This window comes from Yinghuangia sp. YIM S09857, assembly GCF_051388915.1.
GTDB lineage: Bacteria > Actinomycetota > Actinomycetes > Streptomycetales > Streptomycetaceae > Yinghuangia.
Genome location: NZ_JBPKBH010000027.1, coordinates 37,331 through 59,447, shown reverse-complemented (window position 1 = coordinate 59,447; position 22,117 = coordinate 37,331). Strand labels below are relative to the sequence as shown.

Sequence of the window (22,117 nt, the reverse complement as noted above, 5' to 3'; positions counted from 1 at the left end):
CCGGGTCAGACGCCGTGGTCGAGCAAGCCGAATGCGTCCGGGAGACTCTCGATGAAATCGCGGCGCTCGGCGCCGGGTTCCGCCTGGGCTATCGCAGCCACAACCCCGAGGAACTCGTCCCGTTGGTCATCCGCGAGTCCGCCGAGCCGATGGGCCACGCCCTCAAGCACCTTCACGGCGTCGTCCGGGTCCATCTGCTCGTCATCGCAGCTCTCGACGAACCAGACAACGTCGATCAGCGCCTCGGCCAACCCCCGGGACAAGGACGAGTACTCGGACATCCACCAGCTCCACGGGTCAAGTCATTCGCACGAACGGACGGCAGCATGACCTCACCACACACCGCCGACATCCGTCGGGGCACCACACAACCTGAGCCAGAACCAAAACTCGTGAACATCGTGCCCTCGCTGCCCGGGTCCCACGCACCAGAACTTCTGACCAAACGGTCTCGGTAGTCATGAACGAAGCCAACGGGCGTTTCGTGCGGCTCGCGTCCGGCGGCCGTGCGACGGGACTCACACGGCCGACGCCGTCCGGACGCTCACCGCCGACGGCCGGCCCGGGGACCGCATTGACGGCCCACCAAGCCAACCGACGTGCTGACGTCGACCGGACCCCGTTGTCACACTGGGCCCTTGGCACCTGCTCGTGTCGCCAGTGCCACTCGCGTGTCTCGTCCTCGACCGCAGCCGGACAGACGGCAAGTGGCGACGGCGGCCAGCAGCGATTGGGCAGTGCGCGTGGGTGGAGCGCAATTCGGCCGTTGCCGCTCAGGCAACCCAGGCGGGTTTGGTCTTTTCGCCGCCCGGGACCCAGGCGTGTGCGTCGGCGGGGGCGGTAACGATGGCGGTGTAACCCTCCGGTCCGGCGGTGAGTTGCCGAGTGGTGTGGGCGGGCAAGACAGCCGTGTCGCCGGGGCGGGCAGTCAAGGTTTCACCGTCAAGTTCGATGCTGGCCTCCCCCTCGAGGAAGGTCCAGATCTGTTCGCCATCGAAGATGTGGACTGGTCCTGCCACGTCCGGCTTGACCTCGGTGCGCCAGATCGAGGTTTGAGCGCTGCCCAACGTCGGCGAGGCGAGGGTGGTCATGACCCCGTTCGGGGTCTCCGAGCGACGGCACTCGGCGTGACGGACGAGCTTCATGGTTCGCATCCCTAATATAGACAATGTGGTTGTCTATATGGTCAACGAGGTTGTCCATCATGTCAAGCGACCCGCACAGCCCTGAGCTGGATCTCCGGCTGCTGCTGGGCTCGGGCGCTCATCAACAAGTTGCACGAGGAGCTCGCGCGGCAAGGCCATACGGCCAGGTCCTGCGGAGACGAAAAACCTGACGCCGTCGGTGTTCGCCGACATAGCACCCACCGCAAAGAACGCAACAGGCTCGTCAGTCGGAACGAGAGGCGCACTCCCAAGGTTCGCGTTCGCAGGGGAAGTTGCCTCGGGCATCGTCGCCGGTGCCCGACGGAAGCCCTTGGTCCCCATACGCCCATCCCATTCGGGCCGCTCAGGAACCTCGCCGATCGCATCGCAACGGTGAAAGCTTCACCGCAGGCCACGCAAGCGAACACCTTCACGAGCGATCCGTGGCCGGCCCCGCCCAAGACTGGTGCCGTTAACGAATCCGTCGTTAGTGGGTGGTGCGGATCAGGCGGCCTTCGAACGCGATCTCAAAGGCGTTCAGCGCAGGATTCCAGCGGCGGACCCAGCGGGCTATGGCGGTGCCGGTGGGGTTGAGCGCTATGTGCGCGCGGTAGAGGCATTTGAGGGCGGCGGTGTCGCTGGGAAAGTGGCCGCGGGCGCGGAGCGCGGCCGGGATCGGGCAGCCACCGCAGTTTGCCTTGGACCCCTTCCTCGCCGACGAGGCAGAACGTGGGGTTGTATAACCCGCCGGACGTGTCGCCCGGCGACTTTCCGCTGGTCTGCCACACCGGATCATCCGCGGCCGGAGGAATGGCGACCGTGTAATAGCAGCCTTGGTAGAAGAAGCTCTTGCCGGGCAGCGAGCACTCCACCGTGAAGCCGCCCCACGAACGCGCGCCCGGACCGGAGCTGCGAGCCGCTGCCTGGCCGCCGCCGGGAGCGGTGGGGTGGCGGGAGTGTCGACGATCTTGCCGACGACGTCCTCGTTCGTGCAGTCGCCCTCGGCACGCGCACTGGGCGCGGCCACCAAGCCGCCAAGCACGAAGACGGCCGCTGCGGCCGCGCTCTTGGCGGCCCGCCGGAAGCTCAGCATGCGCGCTGTCGGTCGGTGGTGACGCCGTCCAAGCGCCACGGCGTGCCATCCGCGCCCCGTCTCGGACCAAGGCCGCGGTCTGCAGGTAACGCGGCGCCTAGGAGCGGGTCGGCACCGGTTTCCCGGCGGCGTCGAGGAGTTTGACGGCGCTGGTACGTGGTACCGGTGAACACGAACGCGAGCGGCGGGTAACCCTCGTGGCCCGTCGCCGGATACACCCGAGACCACAACCGGAAGCCGTTCCCTCCCGCCCCGCCGGCGAGACGGGCGGCGTCCGCTGCCTTGGCGTCCACCTTCGGCGCCAGCAGCTCGAACCACTCCACGTAGCGGCGTGCCTTCGCCGCCAGTTCCCCGACCGGCTCGGTCCCGCGGTCGACCTCGACCAGGAGCACCAGTACCCCCGCAGCGTCCGCGCCGCGCCCGCGCATGCCGCAGGTACAGCCAGTTGTTCCAGCGGCATGTATGTCAAGGCCAAGGCGAACGTCAAGATCCGCAGAGCGCCACAAGCTGGGAACTACTACAGCCAGCGCCGATTGCTTGTACTGGACCATCGACGACGGCTCTCGCCGCGACTACGAAGGGCGTCGACCCGCGCACGGCGTTGGAGCAGAGGCCTGACGACGAGGGCAAGCAGCACATGGGAGCCCCGCCGAACTGGATTCGGCAGGGCTCCTGTTCGCGCATCCTGCTCGGCGACCTGTCGTGTGCCTTTTTTGGGGGGGCAGGCTCCGGGAGGGGCCGTGCGCCCGGCACGTCCCGGTCGAACGAGCGGCCGTTCGAAGGGTCAGGCAGTGGCGTAGGTCCAACTGCCGCAGTTGTAGCGGGCGCCGCTCGGGCCGTTCTGCGCGCAGACGCTGAACCTGAGTGCGTTGCCCTCGGGGAAGTCGTAGTCGAACACCTTCGTTGTGCGGGAGCCGGCGCCGGAGTAGGCGTTGGTGAGGCGGTAGTACACACCCTGGTACTTCAGGTCGATACGCACCACGACGCCATCGCCGTCGCCGACGCTGTCGGTCAGCTCGAACTTGTCGCCGTAGCTGTTGAAGTAGGCGTGGCCCTGGGGCAGGAGGTATCCGCCGGGGGCGGTTTCGGCGTAGTACACGGAGTAGCCCGCCGCGTGGGCGGACGAACCGGTGACGACGGAACCGGTGACGATGGCCATGGTGGCGCCCGCGGTGGCAAGGGCGCGCTTGACGGATCTGCGCATGAGGAGACTCCCGATCGAGGCGAGGGATAAGGCTTCAATATTGGAGCTCAGAAGCGGAATGCGGATATCCATTTTGCGCAATGGGATGCAAAGACTTTTGGCACGAAGAAACGTTTTTTAGTCGACGCATGCGGTGAGTTGCGCTGCCTTTCTGTCGGTTCACGACTATGGTGGTGACTGTCATCCACTTCGAGATCTGCAAACCAGACCGTTCCTGAATTGATTTTGCAGATCTCGGTGGTGCGGGTGGTGCAGGTTTGCGGCGGACACGCACTGGATCCGGCGCGGCCGGGGCGACCGTGGGTGCTGCCGTTGGAGGACCGGGTCCTGATAGTCGCGTTCTACCTGCGGTCGAACCTGACGATGCGGCAGTTGGGTCCGTTGTTCGGGTATCGCACGCGGCCGCGCCGCACCGGATCGTCGACCAGTCCGCTCCTGGCCCTGGACCCGCCGCGGGCGAAACCGCGCGGACGAGATGCTGATCATGGACGGCACCCTGGTCCCGACCTGTGACCGGCAGGTTGCGGCGTCGTCGAAGAACTACCGGTTCTCCACGAACCTGCAGGTCCTGGTCCACGCGGACACGCGGCTGGTGATCACGGCCGGCCGGCCGCTGCCGGGCAACCGCAACGACTGCAAGGCGTTCGCCGAGTCCGGTGTCGACACCGCAGCCGGTGCGGCGACTACCAGGGCACCGGGTGCCTGATCCCGCACCGCCGCAAAGCCGACCAGGCCGAGGTGGCCGGCTGGCGGGCCGAGCACAACCGCGACCACCGCGCCGATTGAGGCGTGGATAAGCCCCTATTACCCATGGCAACTCCCGGCGCGAGCTGCGGAGGCCGTTCCGGGCCGACGCGAAGCGACCCCGTTATCTGCGGCAAGCCGCGCGAGGGGGTCCCGAGGTGGCGGAGGTCGTGGCGCTGCCGGTCGTGGCTGGTCCGACAGTACGGGCGGCAGCGGGCGCGTTCCTCGACGCGCAGTCGAACCCGAACACGGCCCGCGCGTACGCCACACCGCCGTCGGCAAGGTCGCCGAGCACCTCGGTGATGCCAGGCCGCTCGCGTCGGTCGCTGATGACGAGGGCGGCCAGGCCCTCGAACTCCGGTGGGGCGGCAACGCGGTCAATACGTGGAACGCGCGGCGCGCGGCGGTGCTGTCCTGGCTGGGCTGGTGCCGCGAGCGTGGGCAGACCGGGGGTCACGGCAGGAACGGAACGAAGAGCCCGGGTTACTGTCAAAACCTTTGACGGGACTGGCCCCTGAGTCCGCATCTATCCGGCCCCGGACTCCTACCTCTGACCCTAGGGGAAAAGCAGCCGTCCGCCAGGCTCGGGCCAGGGCTGAACGGTCGTCTTCCGGCGGCGCGGGAAAGGGGTGGGTCGCGCAAACGGTCCTTTGCGTGAGCAAGATCAATCGCGGGCCGCCGAACCCCCGCCGAACCCGGATTCACTCTCAGAACCCGTGCTCACTCAAGAACGGGACGGACCCCCTTCTGAGACTTGCATTGTGCGAAAATCCCGGCCCAAGACGAACCCTCAGCAGCCTCACCCAACCGATCGGTCGGACACCGACGACGTCGAACAGCACGCCTGCCCGAAGTTGCGACGCCCAGCCCGGCTCACCGTGCCGCGGCGCGGCGGCGGGGTCGCCTCCGCCTACCACACCCGCCGCTTCACCCAGGTTCCTTACCTGAAGAAGGAGCTGCGGGTGCCGACCCCCGTCGACCGCGGCCCGGGCCGGTCGTGGCGCCCGGGCACTCCGCCGCCGGCACCGATCGACCCGGCCCTGCCGAGCACGGACATCCGCATCGGATGCGCACGCTGCTCGACCCTCGGGCAGGAACTCGACTCCCAGCTCGACGCCCTCGCCGGGCACGGCATCCCCAGGGACAAGGTCTTCGCCGAGAAGATCAGCACCCGCATCCGCGTACGGCCCAAGTTCGAGGAGGTGCTGCGCACCGCGCGGGAGGTCAAGGCGCACGCCCCGCACTGCCGGATCGTCTTCACCGTGTGCGAGATGAAGCGGCTCGGCCGCGACGCCGCCGAGCTCACCGCGCTCGCCGACCAGCTCACCGCCCACGGCCTGGTCCTGGAGATGCTCGCCGGTCCGCTGCCCGGCATCTACGACCCGACCGGGCCGGGGAAGCTGCTGTTCGCGTTCTTCGCAGCGATGGCGGAGACCGAGCGGGAGAACATCCGCGAGTCCACCCTCGAAGGACTCGACACGGCGGCGCGCTAGGGCAAGCACGGCGGCCGGCCGCTGGTCATCACTGACGACATGCTCCAGACCGTGCTGCGGCGCCCTGCGGGCGGCGAGTCCGTTGAGCAGACCCAGCCCGACCTGATCATCCCCACCGGCAAACGCAAGGGGCAGAGCCCTCCGTGGTCCGTGGCCAGCATCTACCGGGCGCTCGCCGAACATGGCAAGCGCGAGGCGTACCCCGAGGCTGTCGAACAAGCCCACACCGACTTCGCCGCCCTCCAGGCCGGCGACGTTCTCCGGCCCCGCCCGGACGCCGCAGCGCTCAGCTCGTGACCCTGATCGTTCTCACCGGGATTTCCTGCACGCCAACTACTCACACCCGAGGAAGCCGCGTCGTGAACGACGCCTGGACCAACTCCGCCCACTGGCCTCGCGGATCAATGGATGCGGTTACCGGTGCGAACGATCACAACGCCGGAGTGCTTCCAGCTCGGTGAGTTTCACGCGTAGTTGCGCAATTCGGGCCAGATCGTGCCCCAGGGGCGGACGGGGTCGGTACAGACGTAGACATGGCCGCCGGATTCGATGGTGTGGGTGCCGCCAGGGGGGAGGGTGGCGACGGCGTGGACGGTGCGGAAGTACTGGCGGAGGTGGGTCTCGTATCCGGGTGCGCGGTGGGGGCCGGGGGCGATAGCCACCACGGTTGTGGCGTTCGGATTGCCAGGGCCCCACCACCAGTCGGTGTTCGCTGGGCCAGTGCCATCAGCGCGGCGAAGACCACCCCCGCGACGGCGAACACCCGCCGGTCGAGCGGTGCGATCTGCCCGCTGCCCTGCCCGGCCTGCGCCGCACGCCGTGTCTTCGCCGTCTCTGTCGTGCTCATATGGTCATCCGTCGGATCGTGGCGAAGCCGCCGGTGAGCAGGACGGCCACGACAGCGGCGAGGGCGCCGGTGAGTCCGGTGGCGGTGAGGCTGCCGAGGTAGTGGCCGATGCCCGTCCAGCCGTGCGCCCACGTCGCGACGAGCGCGGCGACAGCCAGCACGCCGAGTTGCGCCGCGCCGAAGGCCGTGGTGCCGGGCAGTCCAGCGCGGCGGTAGACCAGGCCGTACCACATTCCGTAGATGAACATGAGGACGAAGATGGTCGTCGCCGTGAGCCACGACAGGTACCAGGGGCCGTCGAGTAGGTGGGGGACGCGGAAGTAGGCCATGCCGATGCCCCAGCCTCCGGTCGCGCGTTCGAGGGCCCGGCCGATCGCGACGACGAGTCCGAAGCCCACGGACATGGCGAGGGCGAGTGCCGTGGCGCCGAGGAAGTAGGTGCGTCGGCTCACCCCGAGGGTGAGGGCGAACGGCAGCGAGCGGGCGATCGACTGCGCGCCCACGACGAGCATGACGAGCGGAACCGCGACCAGACCTCCGACCCAGCGGTGGTCGCCGTGTCCGGCCGGGACGAGCCGCAGGATCACTACGTCAAGGACGAAGCCGAAGGCCGCCCATGCCCAGGGCAGTACGAGGTAGGTGACGCGGTCGAGGAGCAGGTAGCGCACGACGGCGACGATTGGGGTGGAGCGCATCAGGATGTCCTCGCTGCCGTGACGTCGGCTCGGTCATCGTGCTCGGCCGCGTAGGCCGCGAGCTGCTGGAGCGTGACCTGCTCCAGGCGCAGGTGCAGGTGGTGGGCGAGTTCGCGGTCGCGTGCGTCGAGCTGGCCGACCACCACCGCCGTGGTCTGCGCACCCATCGAGCGCCGGTTCAGCGTCGTGCGGCCGGCGATCAGCCGGTCCACGCTGCTGGCCCGGCCGGTGACGATCGCGGCGGTGCCCCGCAGGTCGTCGGCGGGCGCGTCGAGGACGAGCCGGCCGCGGTCCAGGACCAGCACCCGGTCCAGGAGCTCGGCGGCCTCGTCGATGAGGTGGGTCGAGAGCACGATGCACCGCGGGTGGGCGGTGTAGTCGGCGAGCAGCTGGTCGTAGAAGAGGGCGCGGGCGACCGAGTCCAGCCCGGCGTACGGCTCGTCGAACAGGGTGAGTTCGGCGCGGGCGGCCAGTCCGATGGTGATGCCGAGGGCGGTGCGCATGCCGCGTGACAGCTTCTTGATCGACCGGGCCACCGGCAGCTCGTAGGCGTCGAGCAGCATGTCGGCCAGTTCGGCGTCCCAGTTCGGGTACAGCAGCGACGCCGCCCGGATCGCGTGCCGGACCCGCAGGTCGGGGTAGGTCTGGTCCTCGCGCACGAGGATCATCCGGCGCAGCACCGCGTCGTTCTCCAGCGGCTCGGCCCCGAAGACCCGCACGCGTCCGGCGGTGGCGAACTCCCGGCCGGCCAGGATGCGCAGCAGCGTGCTCTTCCCAGCGCCGTTGCGGCCCAGCAGCCCGGTGATGGATGGCGGGTCGAGCTCGAAGGTGAGATCGGTCAGAGCCTGGTGGTCGCGGTAGCGGCGCTCGAGGCCGGTGACCGAGATCGCCGGGGTCACGCTTTCGCCCCCGTCGTCACCTCGACCGAAGCCAACTCCTCGCGTACCAGCCCGAGCAGTTCGTCAAGGCCGATCCCAAGCCGTGCCGCCTCCACCACCAGCGGGCGTAGGTAGCGGTCGGCGAAGTGGCGCCGCCGCTCGTGCACCAGTCGGTCCCGCGCGCCCTTCGCGACGAACATGCCGACACCCCGCCGCTTCTCCACCAGGCCCTGCTCCGCGAGCACGGTGAGGCTGCGCGCCGCCGTGGCCGGGTTGACCCGGTAGAACGCCGCGATTTCGTTGCTGGACGCGACCCGTTCTCCCTCGCCCACCGTTCCGTCGGCGATCTGGTTCGCTAGCTCGGCAGCGATCTGGGCGAAGATCGGGCCGTCGCCGTCAAGCAGTGACATCATGCCTCCATTGCTCTACTGGTTCACTACTTTACCCATACACCAGTGCGCGAGCACGCGGGGGCGGACGCTTGACCCTCATTCGGCGTGATGCCGCATCGTCACTGGCGTGGAAGAGCGCCTGACCGTGGGGCGGTTGGCCGAGCTGGCCGACGTGACCGTCCGGACGCTGCATCACTACGACGAGATCGGCCTGGTCCGGCCGTCCGCGCGGACCGCGGCCGGGTACCGGGCTTACTGGGCGAATGACCTTGCTGCCAAGCGCCAGCACACACCGTCAGCCGCCGCGGTACCAGATCCGCCCGCACCCCGGGCGGAAACCGACGATCAGGGAACAGGCGAGCTCCTGGGTTGGGAGCGTCGCGCGCGAAAGCCCCCGATGATCAAGTAGCCACGCGGTGCCCACCAACACACCGGCGCGCTGTTCGGGGAGCCGGGCAAGAACGTCATCGACTGGGACTTGATCGAGTCCCAGTTCCGGCACCTGATGGGGTGGCCATCTCCGTACGGGAGGGGGCGATCTCCTCGTCGACGCTGCTCAAGCGGCTGCGCTCGGGATCGCGGAAGAACGCCACTTACACCGCGTTCCGCGAGGTCGGCCGTGTGATCCGCACCGAGCAACTGCTGCGCTACCTCTCGGACGCGCCGCTGCGCCGGCGGGCGACCGCAGCGACGAACAAGGTCGAGGCGTTCAACGGCTTCTCCCAGTGGCTGGGGTTCGGCAACCGCGGCGTCATCACCGACAACGACCCGGTCGAGCAGGAGAAGGCGATGAAGTTCAACGCGCTGCTCACGAACGCCGTGGTGTTCCATAGCGCCTTGGACATCGCGGAGATCGTCCGGCAGTTGCTGGAGGAGGGCTGGGAGATCGGCCCGGAGGAGCTGGCCCGTATCTCTCCGTACCTGACGGAACACATCAACCGGTTCGGCGAGTACTCCACGCACGAGCTCGGCCTCCAGCCCGAGGCGTACGACCAGAAGCTGGACGTCGACTTCACCCCGCTGCGTGAGCAGGACCAAGTCGCAGCTGGCTTCGGCACTGCCGCCTGAACCGGAGCCGCCCCCGCGCTGGCGGGGGCGGCCCTGCGACCACGGTGGATCACCGGTCGTTCACAATGCGGGGGCGGCCCCAGGCGGCATTGGCCAGCCGGCGCAGAGCCGTGTACTTCAGGTGCGGTCTCCGAGCCGGAGCCTCAGCTGTTGCCCAGGGCACGGCCCAAAAGAGGGAGCAGGCGGTCCCAGTGACGCTTCAGCCCAAAGGCGCTGAAAGCGTCGGTGTCGGACATGGTGAAGCCATGGATGGTGCCGGGGTAGATCTCGGAGGTGTAGCTGACACCTGCGGCATCCAGGGCCTGGTTGAGCTCGCCGAGGGCCTCGGGCGTCAAGTCGCTCTCGGCGTGGCCGAAGTGGACCTCGGCGGTGAGCTTCGAGAGGCTGTCGGGTCCGTCGACTCCCACCGGGCCGTGGAATGCGGCGAGGGCGGCCACCTGGCCGGGGTGGGCCGCGGCGGTGCGTGTCGCCAGGAGGCCGCCGATGCAGTAGCCGGTCACCGCGACCGGTCCGGCGCTGACCTCGGGCTGAGCGGTGAGGAACGTGAGATAGGCGTCAGCGTCGCTCAGGACACGTTCGGTGGTGTGCGCCTCGATCATCGGCATCAGCTGGGCGAAGACAGCAGGCCGGACCTCATCGCCAATGTGCTCGGGAAGCTCGATCACCGGAGCCGGGCCGTGCCGGTAGAAGAGGTTGGGGACGAGCACGTAGTACCCGTGTCCGGCCAGTTCGCGGGCCATCTCCCGCAGCACGGGGCGGATACCGAAGCCGTCCGCGTACATCAGCACCCCCCGGTACCGCCCGCCACCATCGGGGAAGGCGGCGAACGCGTCGGCCTGGCCGTCCGCGGTGGGAATCTGCAGCGTCTTGATGGGCATGAAATCTCCTGTCGTGGTTGATGTGCCGAGCCTGTGATCAACACGACGGAGGCGGAGCCCGCACAGGGGCGCAAGAACCTCGATCGAAGAGCGGGCCCACACCGGCCCGTACGATGCTCAGAAGAGCACCGGGTCACCAATCCGTGTGCGGCGCAATGCCATCCCGGTAATCATCCCCACAACATAGTCCACCGCCCCGACCATCCGGTGCGACAACTTGACTGGGAGCAGAACGTAACGGCCGTCACGCTGCGTACTCGCAGAAATGAGTAGTTCTGAGAGACCGCGACCCACGCCGGACCGTGTCCGGTTTGCCCCTCATCTTTGTTCTCACAACCTCTCGCAAAACAGCTTTCGCACAATGCCCCTCGCGATAGGTTCTGCGACGTGCCAGAGCTCGCCGAACCGGCCGCCGTCGTCGAACAGTTCGACTGTCCGACCTGTGAGGTGCCCGCCGGAAGCACTTGCCGTACCCGCGGCGGCAAGGTCGCCCCGAAGTGCCACACCCCGCGGTTCATGCTCGCCCCCAACTCCGTGCCGAACTCGAAGTCCGCACCCCTGCCGACCGCGGCCCCGGCCGCGCGTGGGAGGAGGGCCCGGCGATCGAGGCCGCGGTGCCGGAGGCCGCGACGAAGCCCACGAGGGTGGGGCACGCCCGTTGCAGTACCGCTCAGCAAGAGCTCCAGAGCCAGCTCGACGCCCTGGAAGAGGCGGGCTGTGATCCGGTCTTCTCGGAGAAGATCAGCACCCGGGTCAAGGTGAGGCCGGAATTCGTCAAGGCGATGGACTTCGCCCCGCTCCTCCGGCGACGGACGCCCGCCCAAGCGCCCGGAACTCACCGCGTGGGACGGCGGCCCGCACGATCAAGAAGGCCGTCCCGCACCAGCGGGTGATCTTCACGGTGCACGAGATGAAACGCCTCGGCCGCGGCGCCGCCGAACTGCTGGCCATCGCCGAGGACTTGCGCCACCACGACATCCAGCTCGCACTCCTTACCGGCCTCCTTCAGGGGGTGTACGACCCGTCCGGACACGGCGCCGCCCTGTTCGCGTTCTTCGCCGGCATGGCGGAGTCCGAACGCGAGTACATCCGGGAGAAGTCCCTGGAGGGCCAGGCGTCCGCCCGCGAGCGAGGCCGCCATGGCGGGCGTCCCAATGTTGTCGACGACGACATGGCCGCGTACGCCCGCAGCCTGCGGGCCAACGGGGTCCCCGTCCCCGAGGTCGCCCGCAAGCTGGTCATCACCTCGGGCAAGAATCAGGGCAAGCGGCCCTCGGTCGCCACCGTCTACCGCATCCTCGTCGAGGACGCCGACAGCACCGAATGAGTCCGGACGCCTTCAGGGCTTCAAGATCAACTCATTGCCCTTTTGACGCGTATCTGGGTCACACCCCGTTAACGCCCATGACCCGACGCAGTGCCCCCGCCCGAACCGCCGCCAGTCTTGCGCGTCGAAACGCGGCCAGCACCGTGGCTACCGCGCCCGGCCCAGGTCGGCCGTGAGGGTACTCCTCAGCGGGCCGTCCGGGTGCGCAGGGGCCTCATGCGGCCGGGCAGTTCGGGGAGCCGGAAAGAGTACCGGCCGAGCATGTTGACCTGGTTCCGGGCGAACGGGGAAGGGCGGGCGACGTCCTCGTCGCGCACGTCGAACCCGTCTGCGCGCAGCTTCGTCACGGCGGCATCCATGTAGCGGGTGTTGAACAGGACGAGCGCGTTGAGGACGAGGCCCAGCGCCCGATCTGGTCTTCCATGCCGTCCTGGTAGCGCTGGTAGAGCTGCCCGTGCTTTCCGTGGAAGATCTTGCGGGCGAGCGCGTGCCGGCCCTCTTGGAGGTTGGCCTGGACCTTGATCTGGCGGCGGTAGTCGGGTTCGTCGGCCAGGCGCAGGATGTGCAGGGTCTTGGAGATCCGCCCGTAGTGCGCGATGGCGTCCCCAACGGGGTGGGGCGGCCGTCGCGCGAGAGCATGCGGATGACGTCGTACGCGCGCACCGCGCCGGTGTGGATCGAGCCAATGATCCGCAGGATGTCGTCCCAGTGTCGGGCGATCCGGCCGGGGGCGACCCGGCCGCGCGCCGCGTCCTGGAACGCGCCGTAGTCCGCGGTGCGGTCGATCCGCCACATCTTCTGGTCGGGCAGGTCGGCGAGCTGCGGCGCGTACGCGAACCCGGCCAGGGTCAGCAGCCCGAACACGATGTCGCTGTACGACGCGGTGTCGGTGACGACCACCTCCGGCCGCTTGCCGTCGCGGTCGTACAGGACGTCCAGCACGTACAGGGAGTCGCGTGGGGTGCTGCCACCACCTTGCCGCCCAGCCCGGCGGCCTGGTCGTTGAGGAGGTTCAGCCACGTGGCGCCGCCCCGGCGGCCGAAGTAGCGCGGGTTCGGCCGCGCGTACACGCTGGGTCCGGCACGACGAACCGCATGCCGTCGACGGACGCGACCAACCCGCCGCCCCACGCCTGCGCGAGCGGGATGGCCGCCTGGTGCTCGATGAGCGTGGCGTTCGCCGGGACAACCGCCCGTACTTCAGCGCGTCGACACCGCCGATCACCGGGGTGTAGCCGACGTTGCAGCCGTGCGCGACCAGCAGCGCGGCGATAGTCACGTGCAGTTCCTTCAGTCGCGCCTCGCCGCCGGTGACCGCGGTGAACGCGGCATCGGCCCCGGTCCAGGCAAACACCTCCGCCGCGAAGTGCAGCCGCCCCGCGTCGTCGAACGTGATCTGTGCATTGGCCGGCACACGGTCCGCGACCTCGCGGTAGGTGCCGTGCAGGAGCGCGGCCCGCGCCGCGAGGTGCGCGTCAGGCGAGGCGGGCAGGTTCAGCGACGCAAGCACTGTCGGCCGGGTCCGCTCCCCCGCGTCGCCGGCCAGCACCTTGGCCCGCGGGTCGCTCCACTCGGAGGAGTTCTTCGCGAACACCTCCCGCCGGCGCAGCATCCGGTGGAACTGGCTCCAGCACGCAGAACACGTACGCCTTCCAGTCCACCGTGCCCGGCTCCAGACCCGGCCCGTGCAGCACCAGGCGCCGCCATGACCCGGTGAGCAGGCCGGTGTCGATATCGACGGGGGGTGACCTTCTTGCGGCCCATCAGCTCGGGCAGCGACCGCAGCGCGACCAGGACCGACGTGCCCTCCGGGGTGGCGCCGAAGTCGACCATCTCGGTCAGCAGCTTCAAGAACGGCCGCACGGTGCCGAACCGGGGACACCAGCAGCGCCCGCCACGCGGCATCGGCGTCGGAGTCCAGCGGCGGCGTCAGCTCGAACAGCGCCGCGACTGCGGCCGCCAGGATCTAGCGGCTTTGGCCGCCCGTCGTGCTGATGACGCCCGTGGCGGTCTCGGCGATTTTCGCGAGCAGCGTCTTCAGGGTGTCGAGCTCCTTCGCCGTGAGGTCGGCGGCCAGCACCGTGTCGAGGTCTGCGACGCGGGCGTCGGCGCGGGCGAACAGCTCCCGGCCGGCGTCGGTGAGCCGGATCTCGATCAGGGTGCCGTGCATCGGGTGCGGGGTGCGGGCGATCAGGCCGCGTTTCTCCAGCCGGCCGAGGGTGCTGTTCATGGTCTGCGGGGTCACGGCGGACTTGCGGGCCAGTTCGGCGGCGGTGATGCCGTCGTGGTCGGACAGGATCGCCAGCGCGGTCTGCTGCGCGGGGGTGATGCCGTGGTCGCGCAGGACGTGTTCCTTGGCCGCCTGCGTGGTCTGCTCCGCGCGCTTGACGTAGCCGAGAAGCCGCTCACTGTAGTGCATGCCCACGATCCTATCAGCCGTCGGCCGTTCGCCGGTTTGCTTCCATCAGCCAGCATGCTGTTAGCTATAAGCCATCGAACAGTAGGCATTTGAGGGAGAAAGCCATGCCCGCGACCACACCACGACGCATGTCCACGACCGCGGCCATGACCGGTGATCGGCCTGATCGGCGGCGGTGGCTCGTCCTCGCGGTCGGGCTGGTGGCGATGGTCGCCGGCTGTGCGTTCCAGTTCGGCCTGGCCTACCTGATCCCGGTGCTTCGCGACGAGGGGATGTCGCTGGGCACCGCCGGGGCGCTGGCCGCTGCACCGACCGCCGGGATGCTGGCCACGCTGGTGGCCTGGGGGGCCGCGGCCGATCGGTTCGGCGAGCGGATCGTCCTGGCCACTGGCCTGGGCCTGGCCGCGATCGCCCTGAGTGTGGGGAGCATGGTATCCGGGCCGGCGGGGCTGGGGGCCAGCCTGGTCGCGGCCGGCGCGGCCGGAGCCTCGGTGCATGCCTCCTCTGGGCGGCTGATCCTGGGCTGGTTCGCCCCTTCTGAGCGGGGCCTGGCCATGGGGCTGCGGCAGACCGCGCAGCCGTTGGGTGTGGCGGTCGCGGCGATCGCGCTGCCGGGCCTGTCCGCGCACGGCCGATCCTGGGCGCTGGTGTTCCTGGCCGGTTTCGCCGCCGTGGCGGCCGTGCTGGTCGCGGTGCTGGTGCGCGACCCGAAGCGTGCGGTGAAGACGCAGGCCGTCGCTTCCGGTTCGCCTTATCGGGGCTCAGCGCTGTGGCGGATCCACGCCGCCAGTGCGCTGTTGATCGTGCCGCAGTTCACGGTTGCCACCTTCGCCCTGGTGTTCCTGACCGACGCCCGCGGCTGGAGCCCGGCCGCCGCCGGGCACGTGCTGGCGATCACCCAGTTCGGCGGGGCCGCGATGCGCCTGACCGCAGGCTGGTGGTCTGACAAGGCGGGCTCGCGGATGCGGCCGATGCGCACCCTGACCGTCGCCATTACGGTCGTCGTGACCATGCTGGCCGCAAGCGCACAGGCCGGATCGACGGCAGCCATCGCCGCGCTGGCCGCCGCCGCGATCCTGACCGTGAGCCCGAACGGGCTGGCGTTCACCGCCGTCGCCGAACACGCGGGCCCGGCCTGGGCCGGGCGGGCACTGGGCATCCAGAACACCGTGCAGAACGCGGTCGGCACCGCCACCCCGCCGGTCATGGCCGCCATCGTCGCGGCCACCGGCTACGGCGCTGCCTTCGCCGGCGCCGCGGTGATGCCGCTGATCGCCGCCGCCGTCATCCCCGTCGAGGCCCGCCGCGCCAAGACAGTCGGGCCTGCTGCGGCCGTCCCGGCCACCGAGCCGGCCCCGGCCCGCTGACCACCCGTATCAAGCCACGAAGAAGACGACAGCAATCAAGACAAGGAACACGCCATGAACACCACCACCCTGAGCGTCGCCGCCACCCCGATCGTCCGCACCGTCCCGGCGCTGAGCTTCGCTGCCGCCCGCACGATCGTGGACGCCGCGATCGCCGCCGCCGAGCCGACCGGGATCGCGTTCTCGATCGCGGTGGTCGACGCCGGCGGTCACCAGGTGGCCTTCGCCCGTATGGACGGCGCCGGTGTGATCACCGTGCAGGTCGCCGCCGACAAGGCCTACACCGCCGCCGGGTTCGGGATGGCCACCGACGCCTGGCACGAGTTCATCAAGGACGACGCCCCACTGGCCATGGGTGCCCCGGCCCAGATCGACCGGGTCGTGACCTTCGGTGGCGGCATCCCGATCTCCGTCGACGGGCACGTCATCGGCGGGATCGGGGTCTGCGGCGGGCATTGGAGCGACGACGTCGCGATCGCCCGCGCCGCCCTGGCCGCGATCGCCTGAGCAGGCCGCGTCCCCCTCAAGCCCCCGGCCCGCGCCTGCGCTCGGCGCGGGCCGGCCCATCCGTCCGCGCCTTCGGTGCGGGTGAAGGACACCGTCGACGGCGAGGAGAACCTTCCACGTGGTACCGAGCACGGAATCCCGGTGCTTGCACTGGTGGTACGCGGGACCATGCATCATGCGACCACTCAGCAGCATGACGGACGGGGAGGTCAGCGGCGCCGCGAACCATCCGGCGCAGCGGCGTCTGTTGCCGGTGCTCAGCGATCTGATATGGCGGCTGCGGGCGTGCCGTACCAACGAGGACTTCTTCGAGCCGCAGGCCGATCTTTTTGGGCATCGGCGGCGGCACGAGGTGTGGCGTGCCGAGTGAGCCCGCGCGGCGGCGCGCGTGAAAAAGCGCTAGCAGCCGACGGCGGGCGCTCCCGGCATGGAGCTCGTGGGCGGCGACCCGGCGGACAGCACGTCGTGGCGGGCACAGGCTGTAGGAGGCCATGACGTTGCTGACGCCGGTCAGCAGTAGGGACGCTGGGGGGCCGTCGACGGCGCTGTGCGGCCGGTGGTAGTTGTAATGGATGTTCCAGGCCCCGAGGGCTTCTCGGCGCTGCTCCTCTGAGGTCCAGTGCCGGCGTAGAGGAACTCCTCGGAGATGATCCGGTTGTAGCGCTCCACCTTCCCGTTGTGGCGGGGCGTGTACGGCGTGATCCGCTGGTGTCGTGCCCCAGGAGTGCCCGGGCGAACGCGTCGGCGCGATAGCACGCTCCGTTGTCAGTGACGATGCGCTCGATACGGACGATGCCGTGGGCGGTGAACCACGCGCGCGCACTGTGCATGAACGCGATCGCGGTGACGGCCTTCTCGTCGGGGAGGGCTTCGATGTAGGCGAGGCGTGAGAAGCCGTCGATGGCGGAGTGAAGGTAGACGTAGCCGCCTCGTTTCGTCTTCGTCTTGGTGCGCTCGGTGGCCTTGGCGGCATCGCTCCCGCGGCCGTGGACCCGCCAGCCGCCGCCGTCGGGGATGCGCCCGACCTTCTTCACGTCGATGTGGACCATGTGCCCGGGACGTCGCGCGGTGATCTTGCGCGGCTCACGGTCGGTGTCCCCGTTGGGGTCGATGAAGCGGCGATGGTTCAGACCGAGGGCTGCAAGGTGACGGGTCACCGTTCGTCGGCTGATGGTGACGCCGTCGGCCTGGAGCTCGAAGGTGATGCGCAAGGCCGACCACTTATGAGTGCGCCTCGTCTGCTCGATCTGCGCCACGATCGCTGAGCCCAGGGCGCTGGGCTGTCGGTGCGGGGTCGAGGGCCGATCGAGGAGCCCGAGGTCGCCGAAGCGCCGATGGCGGTTGACCCACTTCGAGGCGGTGGCCCGGAAGATGCCCATCTCGGCCGCCACGTGAGCGATGGGACGGGTGCGACAACGCTCGACGAGTCGTCCTCGGCCTTCGGGCGAAAGAGGCGCGTTGCGGTGGAGGGTCGCCGAGGCGGCGCGTGGTGGTGGCACTGGTCTGCTCGCCGGGCGCTCGTTGGACGTGTGGTGGCTCTCGTTCACCATGCGAGGGGTCCGGTGGCGCTGAAGAAGCCTCCGGTGGGGCCACCGGGCCCGAGTTGTGCCATCTTGACGATGATCTCGGCGCCCTGCTCTACGGATTGGTGGCCGGCCGCGCCGTTGAGGTCGGTGGCGGTGAAGCCGGGCTCAACGGCGTTGATCCTGATCATGGGGAAGGCCTTGGCGAACTGAACTGTGACCATGTTGAGTGCGGTCTTGGAAGCTGGGTATGCGACACCTGGATACCCGTAGCCGGGTGCCCCCGGCGTGGTCGCCCTGTCTAGGGACGCGAGCCCGCTGCTCACATTCACCACCACCGGTGCCGGGGACTGCGCGAGCAGCGGGAGAAACGCGTGAAGCATCCGGACGGCCCCGAACACGTTGGTGGCGAACGTCTGCTCCATCAACTTGGCGGTGAGCTCGTGGGCGCCTGTGACAGTCCCGTCTGCGTGCCACTCGGGCGCGATCCCGGCATTGTTTACCATGACGTCCAACCCGCCCTCGCCCGCGATCAACCGCGCCGCCGCGACCGCCGATATCTCGTCGGTGACGTCGACCTGCACAGCTGTCGCCCCGATCTGCGCGGCGGCGTATCGGCCGCGGTCGAGGTCGCGGCATCCGAGATAGACGGTGTGGCCTGCGGCCGTGAGCTGCCGGGCGGTCTCTAGCCCGAGCCCCTTGTTCGCTCCTGTGATCAGTGTTCTCGTCATGCGGCAGACGCTATTTTTTAGAGCGTGCTCGAAGTCAACACACCATCCAGCGGCCGAGCCTCGGAAGAGGCTGAGCCGGGCACCACCATCGGAGATGCCGCACGGCTGACCGGCGTCTCTGTCCACACGCTCCGCTACTACGAGCGCGCGGGCCTGGTGGTAACGACGGTCGACCGCACCGCCAGCGGTCGACGCCGCTACCGAAAGATCGACCTCGACTGGATCCGTGTCTGCACCCGCCTACGAGCGACCGGCATGCCGATCCAGGCGATCCGTCACTACGCCGATCTCGTCGCCGAAGGACGGGGCAACGAAAAGGAACGGCTCGCCGTCCTCGAGAAGCACCGAGACCAGGTCAACGAGACCATCGCAGAGCTGCAGGAGAACCTCACACTGATCCAGCACAAGATCGACGTCTACCAAGGCCGAGTCGAAGCAGGCGACGCCGACACCCTGTGGGCACCACCCCGACAGATGTGAGCCTCACGCGCCCCGCTCCGACCGAGGGTCAGCAACCTCTTGGCCAGCAACAACTAGCACGGCCAGGAGCACCGCGACCCCGACGCCGATCGCCGCGCCGAGGGGCGGGTTGAGGTAGGCGGCGACGACCGTCGCGCCGGCGATGGCGGGTGGCTATGTCCGTGACTCGTGGTTCTGGTTCAGATTCTGTGGAGTCGTGACCGAGTGTTGATGGCGCGATGGGTTGCGTGGGTGTGAGTTGCGCGCCGTTGTGTGTGCCCGCGCCGACGTGGTTGACCTGACGCTTCGTCAGGCCGTGGTTGGGCCCGTCAATCCAGGCTCCGCATTCGCCACCTTTCGACCATGGGCATTAGCGCCGCGCCGGGCGGCTTACTCGGCTTTGACGGGATTCCAGACCTCGTGGTGGAGGCGGCCAGCGTCGAGGGGCAGGTCGTGCGGATGACGGCCCGCAGCCGCGCTCACCGGGCTGCCTGTCCGGGCTGCGGGTGCTGGTCGGCGAGGGTGCACGGCTCGTACGGACGCGTCCCTTCGGATCTGCCTGTCGGTGGCAGACGGGTGGTCGTCGCTCTACGGGTGCGGCGGTTTCGGTGTGACGAACCGACTTGTCCGCGTGGCACGTTCGTCGAGCAGATACCAGGACTGACTCGCCGACATGGCCGCTGGACCGAACGCCTGCGACAGGTGCTGGTCGGCCTGGGCCTGGCGCTTGCCGGCCGGGCGGGTGCCCGGATCGCCGATCTCATCGGCATCCAGGTCAGCCGTTCGACGATCCTGCGGATCCTGGGTGCGCTGCCCGATCCTGCGAGTGCATCGCCGAGGGTGGTCGGCATCGACGAGTTCGCGCTGCGGAAGGGCCGTGTCTACGGCACCGTCTTGGTCGACGTCGAAACGCGCAGGCCGGTTGATCTGCTGCCCGACCGGGAGTCGGGCACCGTGGCAGCGTGGCTGGCCTCGCGTCCCGGGATCGAGGTGGTCTGCCGGGACCGCGCTCCCTTCTACATCGACGCGGCCACCACCGGCGCGCCTCAGGCCGTGCAGGTCGCGGACCGCTGGCATCTGTGGCACAACCTCGGCGAAGTCGCCGAACGCTGCATCGCCGCGCATCGCGCCTGCTTGCGGGCCGTCCCGCCGGACGCATCCGAGGCGTCACCTGCTGCTGAAGTCGATCCGACGCCCGAGCAGCCGTGGCCGACCGGACACCGTTTCGCCGACCGCGCCCGGGCCCGACATGCAGCCGTCCACGAACTGCTCGCCGCAGGTCACAGTCGCCGGGCCATCGCCCGGCGACTGCGCATAGGCCAGAACACCGTCCTGAAGTACGCCGACGCTCCCGCCCCTGAATCCCTGTTCCACGGCCAGTGGCAGGGACGGCCGAGCAAGCTCGATCCCTTCAAGGCCCACCTCGACCGACGCTGGGCCGAGGGCTGCACCAATGCCTGGCAGCTCTGGGAGGAGATCAAATCCCAGGGCTACTTGGGGAGTTACGGGCGCGTCCGCGCCTACATCCACGACAAGCGTGCCAAGCCGGGGCAGGTCGCTCCCCGGCCGCCGACCCCGCACACCGTCGCCGGATGGATCCTGCGCCATCCGGACAGCCTCGACGAACAAGAACGCCTTGGGCTCAAGGCCGTACTCGCAGGCTGCCCCGAGGTCGATGCTCTGACCGGCCACGTCCGCGCCTTCGCCCGCATCCTCACCGAACGCCGCGGCGACCTGCTGCCCTCATGGCTCGGCGCCGTCCGTGACGACGATCTCCCCAAGCTCCACGGTTTCGCCGTCGGCCTCGAACGCGACCTCGCCGCGGTCACCGCCGGGCTCACCTTGCCCTGGAGTTCCGGCGTCGTCGAAGGCCACGTCAACCGCATCAAGATGCTCAAACGCCAAATGTTCGGACGAGCCGGCTTCGAACTCTTGCGGAAACGTGTCCTACTCGCACCGTGACAGGCCGTGTCGCCGCCCGATGCCATGATCACCGCACCCGGACATGAGGAGACGCCACCGTGGGCACCTGGGACATCGGGCCGTTCGAGAACGACACGGCTGCGGACTTCGCCGACAACCTCGACGAGGCAGCCCCCGACCAGCGCGAAGGCGTGGTGCGTTCTGCGCTCGTGCAAGCTGTCCAGACCCAGGACTACCTGGAAAGCCCGGAAGGGGCCGAGGCGGTCGCCGCCGCCGCGCTCGTCGCGGCCCAGTGCCCGGGCGGCGAGCCCATCCGCACAAGCTACGGGCCTGACGAGCCCGTTCCGACCTTCCCCGACGACCTTCGGTCGTTGGCCGTCGACGCACTCGACCGAGTTGTCGCCGAGAACTCGGAGCTCGCCGAACTCTGGGACGAGACAGTCGACGGCCCGGCATGGCGCAACAGCGTTCGTCGCCTGCGCGCTGTTCTGGCCCCGGAGCCGGAGCGCCTGGAGGAACCGCTCTTCGAACTCTGACTGCAGCACACAGCGTTACCGATCACAAAACTTGAGCCAGAACCTGACTCGTGAAGGCGTTCGTCCGCGAGTTTGGAAGGCGGTTGAGTCGTGACCGCGGCTCGAATGTTCGCGAGTTTTGAAGGCGCCGAAGGTTCCGGGGAGTGTCGGTTTCGCTGCGCTAGCCCGCCAGCGCTGTCGCTTCGGCGCTATGCGAGGCTGATCGTCCCGCAGTCGGGCTGACGCGGAGTGCGACTGGAGGGGACCTGATGCGGATGCCATGGCGTCGGCGGCCGGCCGGGCTGTCGGGACGGCGACTGGAGGGGACCTGATGCGGATGCCATGGCGTCGGCGGCCGGCCGGGCTGTCGGGACGGCTTCTGGAGGCGGCGGGCATCCCGCGGAGGTCGCTGGCTGACACCAGCGACCGGGAGGTTTGCCGGGAAGTCGCGTTTCGGGTGGTTCGCAGGGACAACGAGGCCATCGCCGACGTCCTGACCGTCCTTGAAGAGGAACTGGCAAACGAGTCGGAGTATGAACGCGCCGTTTCGTTCCTGGAGGACCTTCAGAACCTCTCCTCCCACGGCCTCGCCGCGATGCGCTCGTCCGAGGAGATCCGGTCGCTGCTCGGCCCCCGATCCATGGTCTGCTGGAACACCGTGGACGGGTTCTGGACCGAAGTGGCCCGGTGGTGCGCGCGGACGGACCGGGCCCTGGAGCCTATGACTCGGTTCCTCGAAGTGGACAACCGGCAACTGCAGGCGCTGGTCTGGACGGGCAGCAGAACCCTGCCCGGCGGAGAAAAGCTCGGCCTGGCCGAAGCCCTCCTCTTCGAGAAGAACGGCGGGACCCCGATCCCCGGGATCAGCCACCTCGCGGAAGTGCTGCGTCGAACCGGGCAAGGCTGACCG

25 protein-coding genes and 5 pseudogenes are annotated in these 22,117 nt (G+C 69.0%); 16 read left to right on the top strand and 14 right to left on the bottom strand.

Annotation, left to right across the window (positions count from 1 at the left end; genetic code table 11):
* Positions 1-5: 5 nt before the first annotated feature.
* The 5 genes and pseudogenes from ACRX5S_RS36910 to ACRX5S_RS36890 form a co-directional block, all read right to left on the bottom strand.
* The gene (locus ACRX5S_RS36910) at positions 6-281 is read right to left on the bottom strand and encodes a hypothetical protein (RefSeq protein WP_436777615.1); all 276 of its coding nucleotides are present in this window, start codon (positions 279-281) and stop codon (positions 6-8) included.
* Positions 282-773: 492 nt separating this feature from the next.
* Positions 774-1,145, bottom strand: a complete 372-nt coding sequence (locus ACRX5S_RS36905) for a cupin domain-containing protein (protein ID WP_436777614.1) — start codon at positions 1,143-1,145, stop codon at positions 774-776.
* Positions 1,146-1,632: 487 nt separating this feature from the next.
* Positions 1,633-1,821 (bottom strand): annotated as a pseudogene (locus ACRX5S_RS36900) (IS256 family transposase); the annotation flags it as partial.
* 410 nt (positions 1,822-2,231) lie between these two features.
* Positions 2,232-2,630 carry a hypothetical protein gene (locus ACRX5S_RS36895; protein WP_436777613.1) on the bottom strand — a complete coding sequence of 133 codons (399 nt, stop codon included), beginning with the start codon at positions 2,628-2,630 and terminating at the stop codon, positions 2,232-2,234.
* Positions 2,631-3,022: 392 nt separating this feature from the next.
* Positions 3,023-3,442 carry a hypothetical protein gene (locus ACRX5S_RS36890; protein WP_436777612.1) on the bottom strand — a complete coding sequence of 140 codons (420 nt, stop codon included), beginning with the start codon at positions 3,440-3,442 and terminating at the stop codon, positions 3,023-3,025.
* A gap of 237 nt (positions 3,443-3,679) precedes the next feature.
* On the opposite strand from ACRX5S_RS36890, the gene ACRX5S_RS36885 reads away from it, so the two are divergent.
* The 5 genes and pseudogenes from ACRX5S_RS36885 to ACRX5S_RS36865 all read left to right on the top strand — a co-directional run bounded on the left by ACRX5S_RS36885 (position 3,680) and on the right by ACRX5S_RS36865 (position 5,976).
* Positions 3,680-3,955 carry a transposase family protein gene (locus tag ACRX5S_RS36885; protein WP_436777662.1) on the top strand — a complete coding sequence of 92 codons (276 nt, stop codon included), beginning with the start codon at positions 3,680-3,682 and terminating at the stop codon, positions 3,953-3,955.
* The gene (locus tag ACRX5S_RS36880) at positions 3,927-4,148 is read left to right on the top strand and encodes a transposase (RefSeq protein ID WP_436777611.1); all 222 of its coding nucleotides are present in this window, start codon (positions 3,927-3,929) and stop codon (positions 4,146-4,148) included. The genes ACRX5S_RS36885 and ACRX5S_RS36880 overlap by 29 nt, the downstream gene beginning before the upstream one ends.
* A gap of 196 nt (positions 4,149-4,344) precedes the next feature.
* Positions 4,345-4,628: pseudogene (locus ACRX5S_RS36875) on the top strand (site-specific integrase); the annotation flags it as partial.
* 412 nt (positions 4,629-5,040) lie between these two features.
* The gene (locus tag ACRX5S_RS36870; RefSeq protein WP_436777610.1) at positions 5,041-5,679 is read left to right on the top strand and encodes a recombinase family protein; all 639 of its coding nucleotides are present in this window, start codon (positions 5,041-5,043) and stop codon (positions 5,677-5,679) included.
* Between the two features lie 39 nt (positions 5,680-5,718).
* Entirely contained in the window at positions 5,719-5,976 is a 258-nt protein-coding gene (locus ACRX5S_RS36865) for a hypothetical protein (RefSeq protein WP_436777609.1), read from the top strand.
* Between the two features lie 167 nt (positions 5,977-6,143).
* On the opposite strand, the gene ACRX5S_RS36860 is transcribed toward ACRX5S_RS36865, so the two are convergent.
* From ACRX5S_RS36860 to ACRX5S_RS36845, 4 genes are all read right to left on the bottom strand, one after another.
* On the bottom strand, positions 6,144-6,341 hold the full coding sequence (locus tag ACRX5S_RS36860) for a hypothetical protein (protein WP_436777608.1): 198 nt from the start codon (positions 6,339-6,341) through the stop codon (positions 6,144-6,146).
* 181 nt (positions 6,342-6,522) lie between these two features.
* Entirely contained in the window at positions 6,523-7,221 is a 699-nt protein-coding gene (locus tag ACRX5S_RS36855) for a hypothetical protein (RefSeq protein WP_436777607.1), read from the bottom strand.
* A complete protein-coding gene (locus ACRX5S_RS36850) occupies positions 7,221-8,120 on the bottom strand; it encodes an ABC transporter ATP-binding protein (protein ID WP_436777606.1) in 900 nt (299 codons plus the stop codon). The genes ACRX5S_RS36855 and ACRX5S_RS36850 overlap by 1 nt, the downstream gene beginning before the upstream one ends.
* Positions 8,117-8,512 carry a GntR family transcriptional regulator gene (locus tag ACRX5S_RS36845; protein ID WP_436777605.1) on the bottom strand — a complete coding sequence of 132 codons (396 nt, stop codon included), beginning with the start codon at positions 8,510-8,512 and terminating at the stop codon, positions 8,117-8,119. Before ACRX5S_RS36845 ends, ACRX5S_RS36850 begins: the two co-directional genes overlap by 4 nt.
* Positions 8,513-8,636: 124 nt before the next feature.
* On the opposite strand from ACRX5S_RS36845, the pseudogene ACRX5S_RS36840 reads away from it, so the two are divergent.
* Both ACRX5S_RS36840 and ACRX5S_RS36835 read left to right on the top strand, forming a co-directional pair.
* A pseudogene (locus tag ACRX5S_RS36840) lies at positions 8,637-8,777 on the top strand (MerR family DNA-binding transcriptional regulator); the annotation flags it as partial.
* A gap of 224 nt (positions 8,778-9,001) precedes the next feature.
* Complete coding sequence (locus ACRX5S_RS36835) at positions 9,002-9,559, top strand: Tn3 family transposase (RefSeq protein WP_436777604.1); 558 nt, start codon at positions 9,002-9,004, stop codon at positions 9,557-9,559.
* A 143-nt stretch (positions 9,560-9,702) separates the two neighbouring features.
* On the opposite strand, the gene ACRX5S_RS36830 is transcribed toward ACRX5S_RS36835, so the two are convergent.
* Positions 9,703-10,437, bottom strand: coding sequence for a dienelactone hydrolase family protein (locus ACRX5S_RS36830; RefSeq protein ID WP_436777603.1), 735 nt, complete (start codon positions 10,435-10,437; stop codon positions 9,703-9,705).
* Positions 10,438-10,934: 497 nt separating this feature from the next.
* Here ACRX5S_RS36830 and ACRX5S_RS36825 point away from each other — a divergent pair, with 497 nt between their 5' ends.
* Positions 10,935-11,330 carry a recombinase family protein gene (locus tag ACRX5S_RS36825; protein WP_436777602.1) on the top strand — a complete coding sequence of 132 codons (396 nt, stop codon included), beginning with the start codon at positions 10,935-10,937 and terminating at the stop codon, positions 11,328-11,330.
* A 17-nt stretch (positions 11,331-11,347) separates the two neighbouring features.
* Positions 11,348-11,764, top strand: coding sequence for a recombinase family protein (locus tag ACRX5S_RS36820; RefSeq protein ID WP_436777601.1), 417 nt, complete (start codon positions 11,348-11,350; stop codon positions 11,762-11,764).
* Positions 11,765-11,949: 185 nt separating this feature from the next.
* Here the strand turns inward: ACRX5S_RS36820 and ACRX5S_RS36815 are convergent.
* Together ACRX5S_RS36815 and ACRX5S_RS36810 are read right to left on the bottom strand one after the other, a co-directional pair.
* Positions 11,950-13,726, bottom strand: a pseudogene (locus tag ACRX5S_RS36815) (transposase); the annotation flags it as partial.
* Between the two features lie 3 nt (positions 13,727-13,729).
* Positions 13,730-14,182 (bottom strand): MarR family winged helix-turn-helix transcriptional regulator, encoded by a 453-nt coding sequence (locus tag ACRX5S_RS36810; RefSeq protein ID WP_436777600.1) that lies wholly within the window; start codon positions 14,180-14,182, stop codon positions 13,730-13,732.
* Between the two features lie 104 nt (positions 14,183-14,286).
* On the opposite strand from ACRX5S_RS36810, the gene ACRX5S_RS36805 reads away from it, so the two are divergent.
* The 3 genes from ACRX5S_RS36805 to ACRX5S_RS36795 all read left to right on the top strand — a co-directional run bounded on the left by ACRX5S_RS36805 (position 14,287) and on the right by ACRX5S_RS36795 (position 16,426).
* On the top strand, positions 14,287-15,549 hold the full coding sequence (locus tag ACRX5S_RS36805) for an MFS transporter (RefSeq protein WP_436777599.1): 1,263 nt from the start codon (positions 14,287-14,289) through the stop codon (positions 15,547-15,549).
* A 54-nt stretch (positions 15,550-15,603) separates the two neighbouring features.
* The gene (locus ACRX5S_RS36800) at positions 15,604-16,056 is read left to right on the top strand and encodes a GlcG/HbpS family heme-binding protein (protein WP_436777598.1); all 453 of its coding nucleotides are present in this window, start codon (positions 15,604-15,606) and stop codon (positions 16,054-16,056) included.
* A gap of 193 nt (positions 16,057-16,249) precedes the next feature.
* Positions 16,250-16,426 (top strand): hypothetical protein, encoded by a 177-nt coding sequence (locus ACRX5S_RS36795; RefSeq protein WP_436777665.1) that lies wholly within the window; start codon positions 16,250-16,252, stop codon positions 16,424-16,426.
* Positions 16,427-16,534: 108 nt separating this feature from the next.
* Here the strand turns inward: ACRX5S_RS36795 and ACRX5S_RS36790 are convergent.
* A pseudogene (locus tag ACRX5S_RS36790) lies at positions 16,535-17,555 on the bottom strand (IS481 family transposase); the annotation flags it as partial.
* 44 nt (positions 17,556-17,599) lie between these two features.
* Positions 17,600-18,310, bottom strand: a complete 711-nt coding sequence (locus ACRX5S_RS36785; RefSeq protein WP_436777597.1) for an SDR family NAD(P)-dependent oxidoreductase — start codon at positions 18,308-18,310, stop codon at positions 17,600-17,602.
* A 24-nt stretch (positions 18,311-18,334) separates the two neighbouring features.
* Between ACRX5S_RS36785 and ACRX5S_RS36780 the strand changes: the two genes are divergently transcribed.
* From ACRX5S_RS36780 to ACRX5S_RS36765, 4 genes are all read left to right on the top strand, one after another.
* Positions 18,335-18,790 (top strand): MerR family transcriptional regulator, encoded by a 456-nt coding sequence (locus ACRX5S_RS36780; RefSeq protein WP_436777596.1) that lies wholly within the window; start codon positions 18,335-18,337, stop codon positions 18,788-18,790.
* A gap of 342 nt (positions 18,791-19,132) precedes the next feature.
* Entirely contained in the window at positions 19,133-20,731 is a 1,599-nt protein-coding gene (locus tag ACRX5S_RS36775; RefSeq protein WP_436777595.1) for an ISL3 family transposase, read from the top strand.
* A 59-nt stretch (positions 20,732-20,790) separates the two neighbouring features.
* Positions 20,791-21,228 carry a DUF4259 domain-containing protein gene (locus ACRX5S_RS36770; RefSeq protein WP_436777594.1) on the top strand — a complete coding sequence of 146 codons (438 nt, stop codon included), beginning with the start codon at positions 20,791-20,793 and terminating at the stop codon, positions 21,226-21,228.
* 259 nt (positions 21,229-21,487) lie between these two features.
* The gene (locus tag ACRX5S_RS36765; protein ID WP_436777593.1) at positions 21,488-22,114 is read left to right on the top strand and encodes a hypothetical protein; all 627 of its coding nucleotides are present in this window, start codon (positions 21,488-21,490) and stop codon (positions 22,112-22,114) included.
* Positions 22,115-22,117 lie beyond the last annotated feature (3 nt).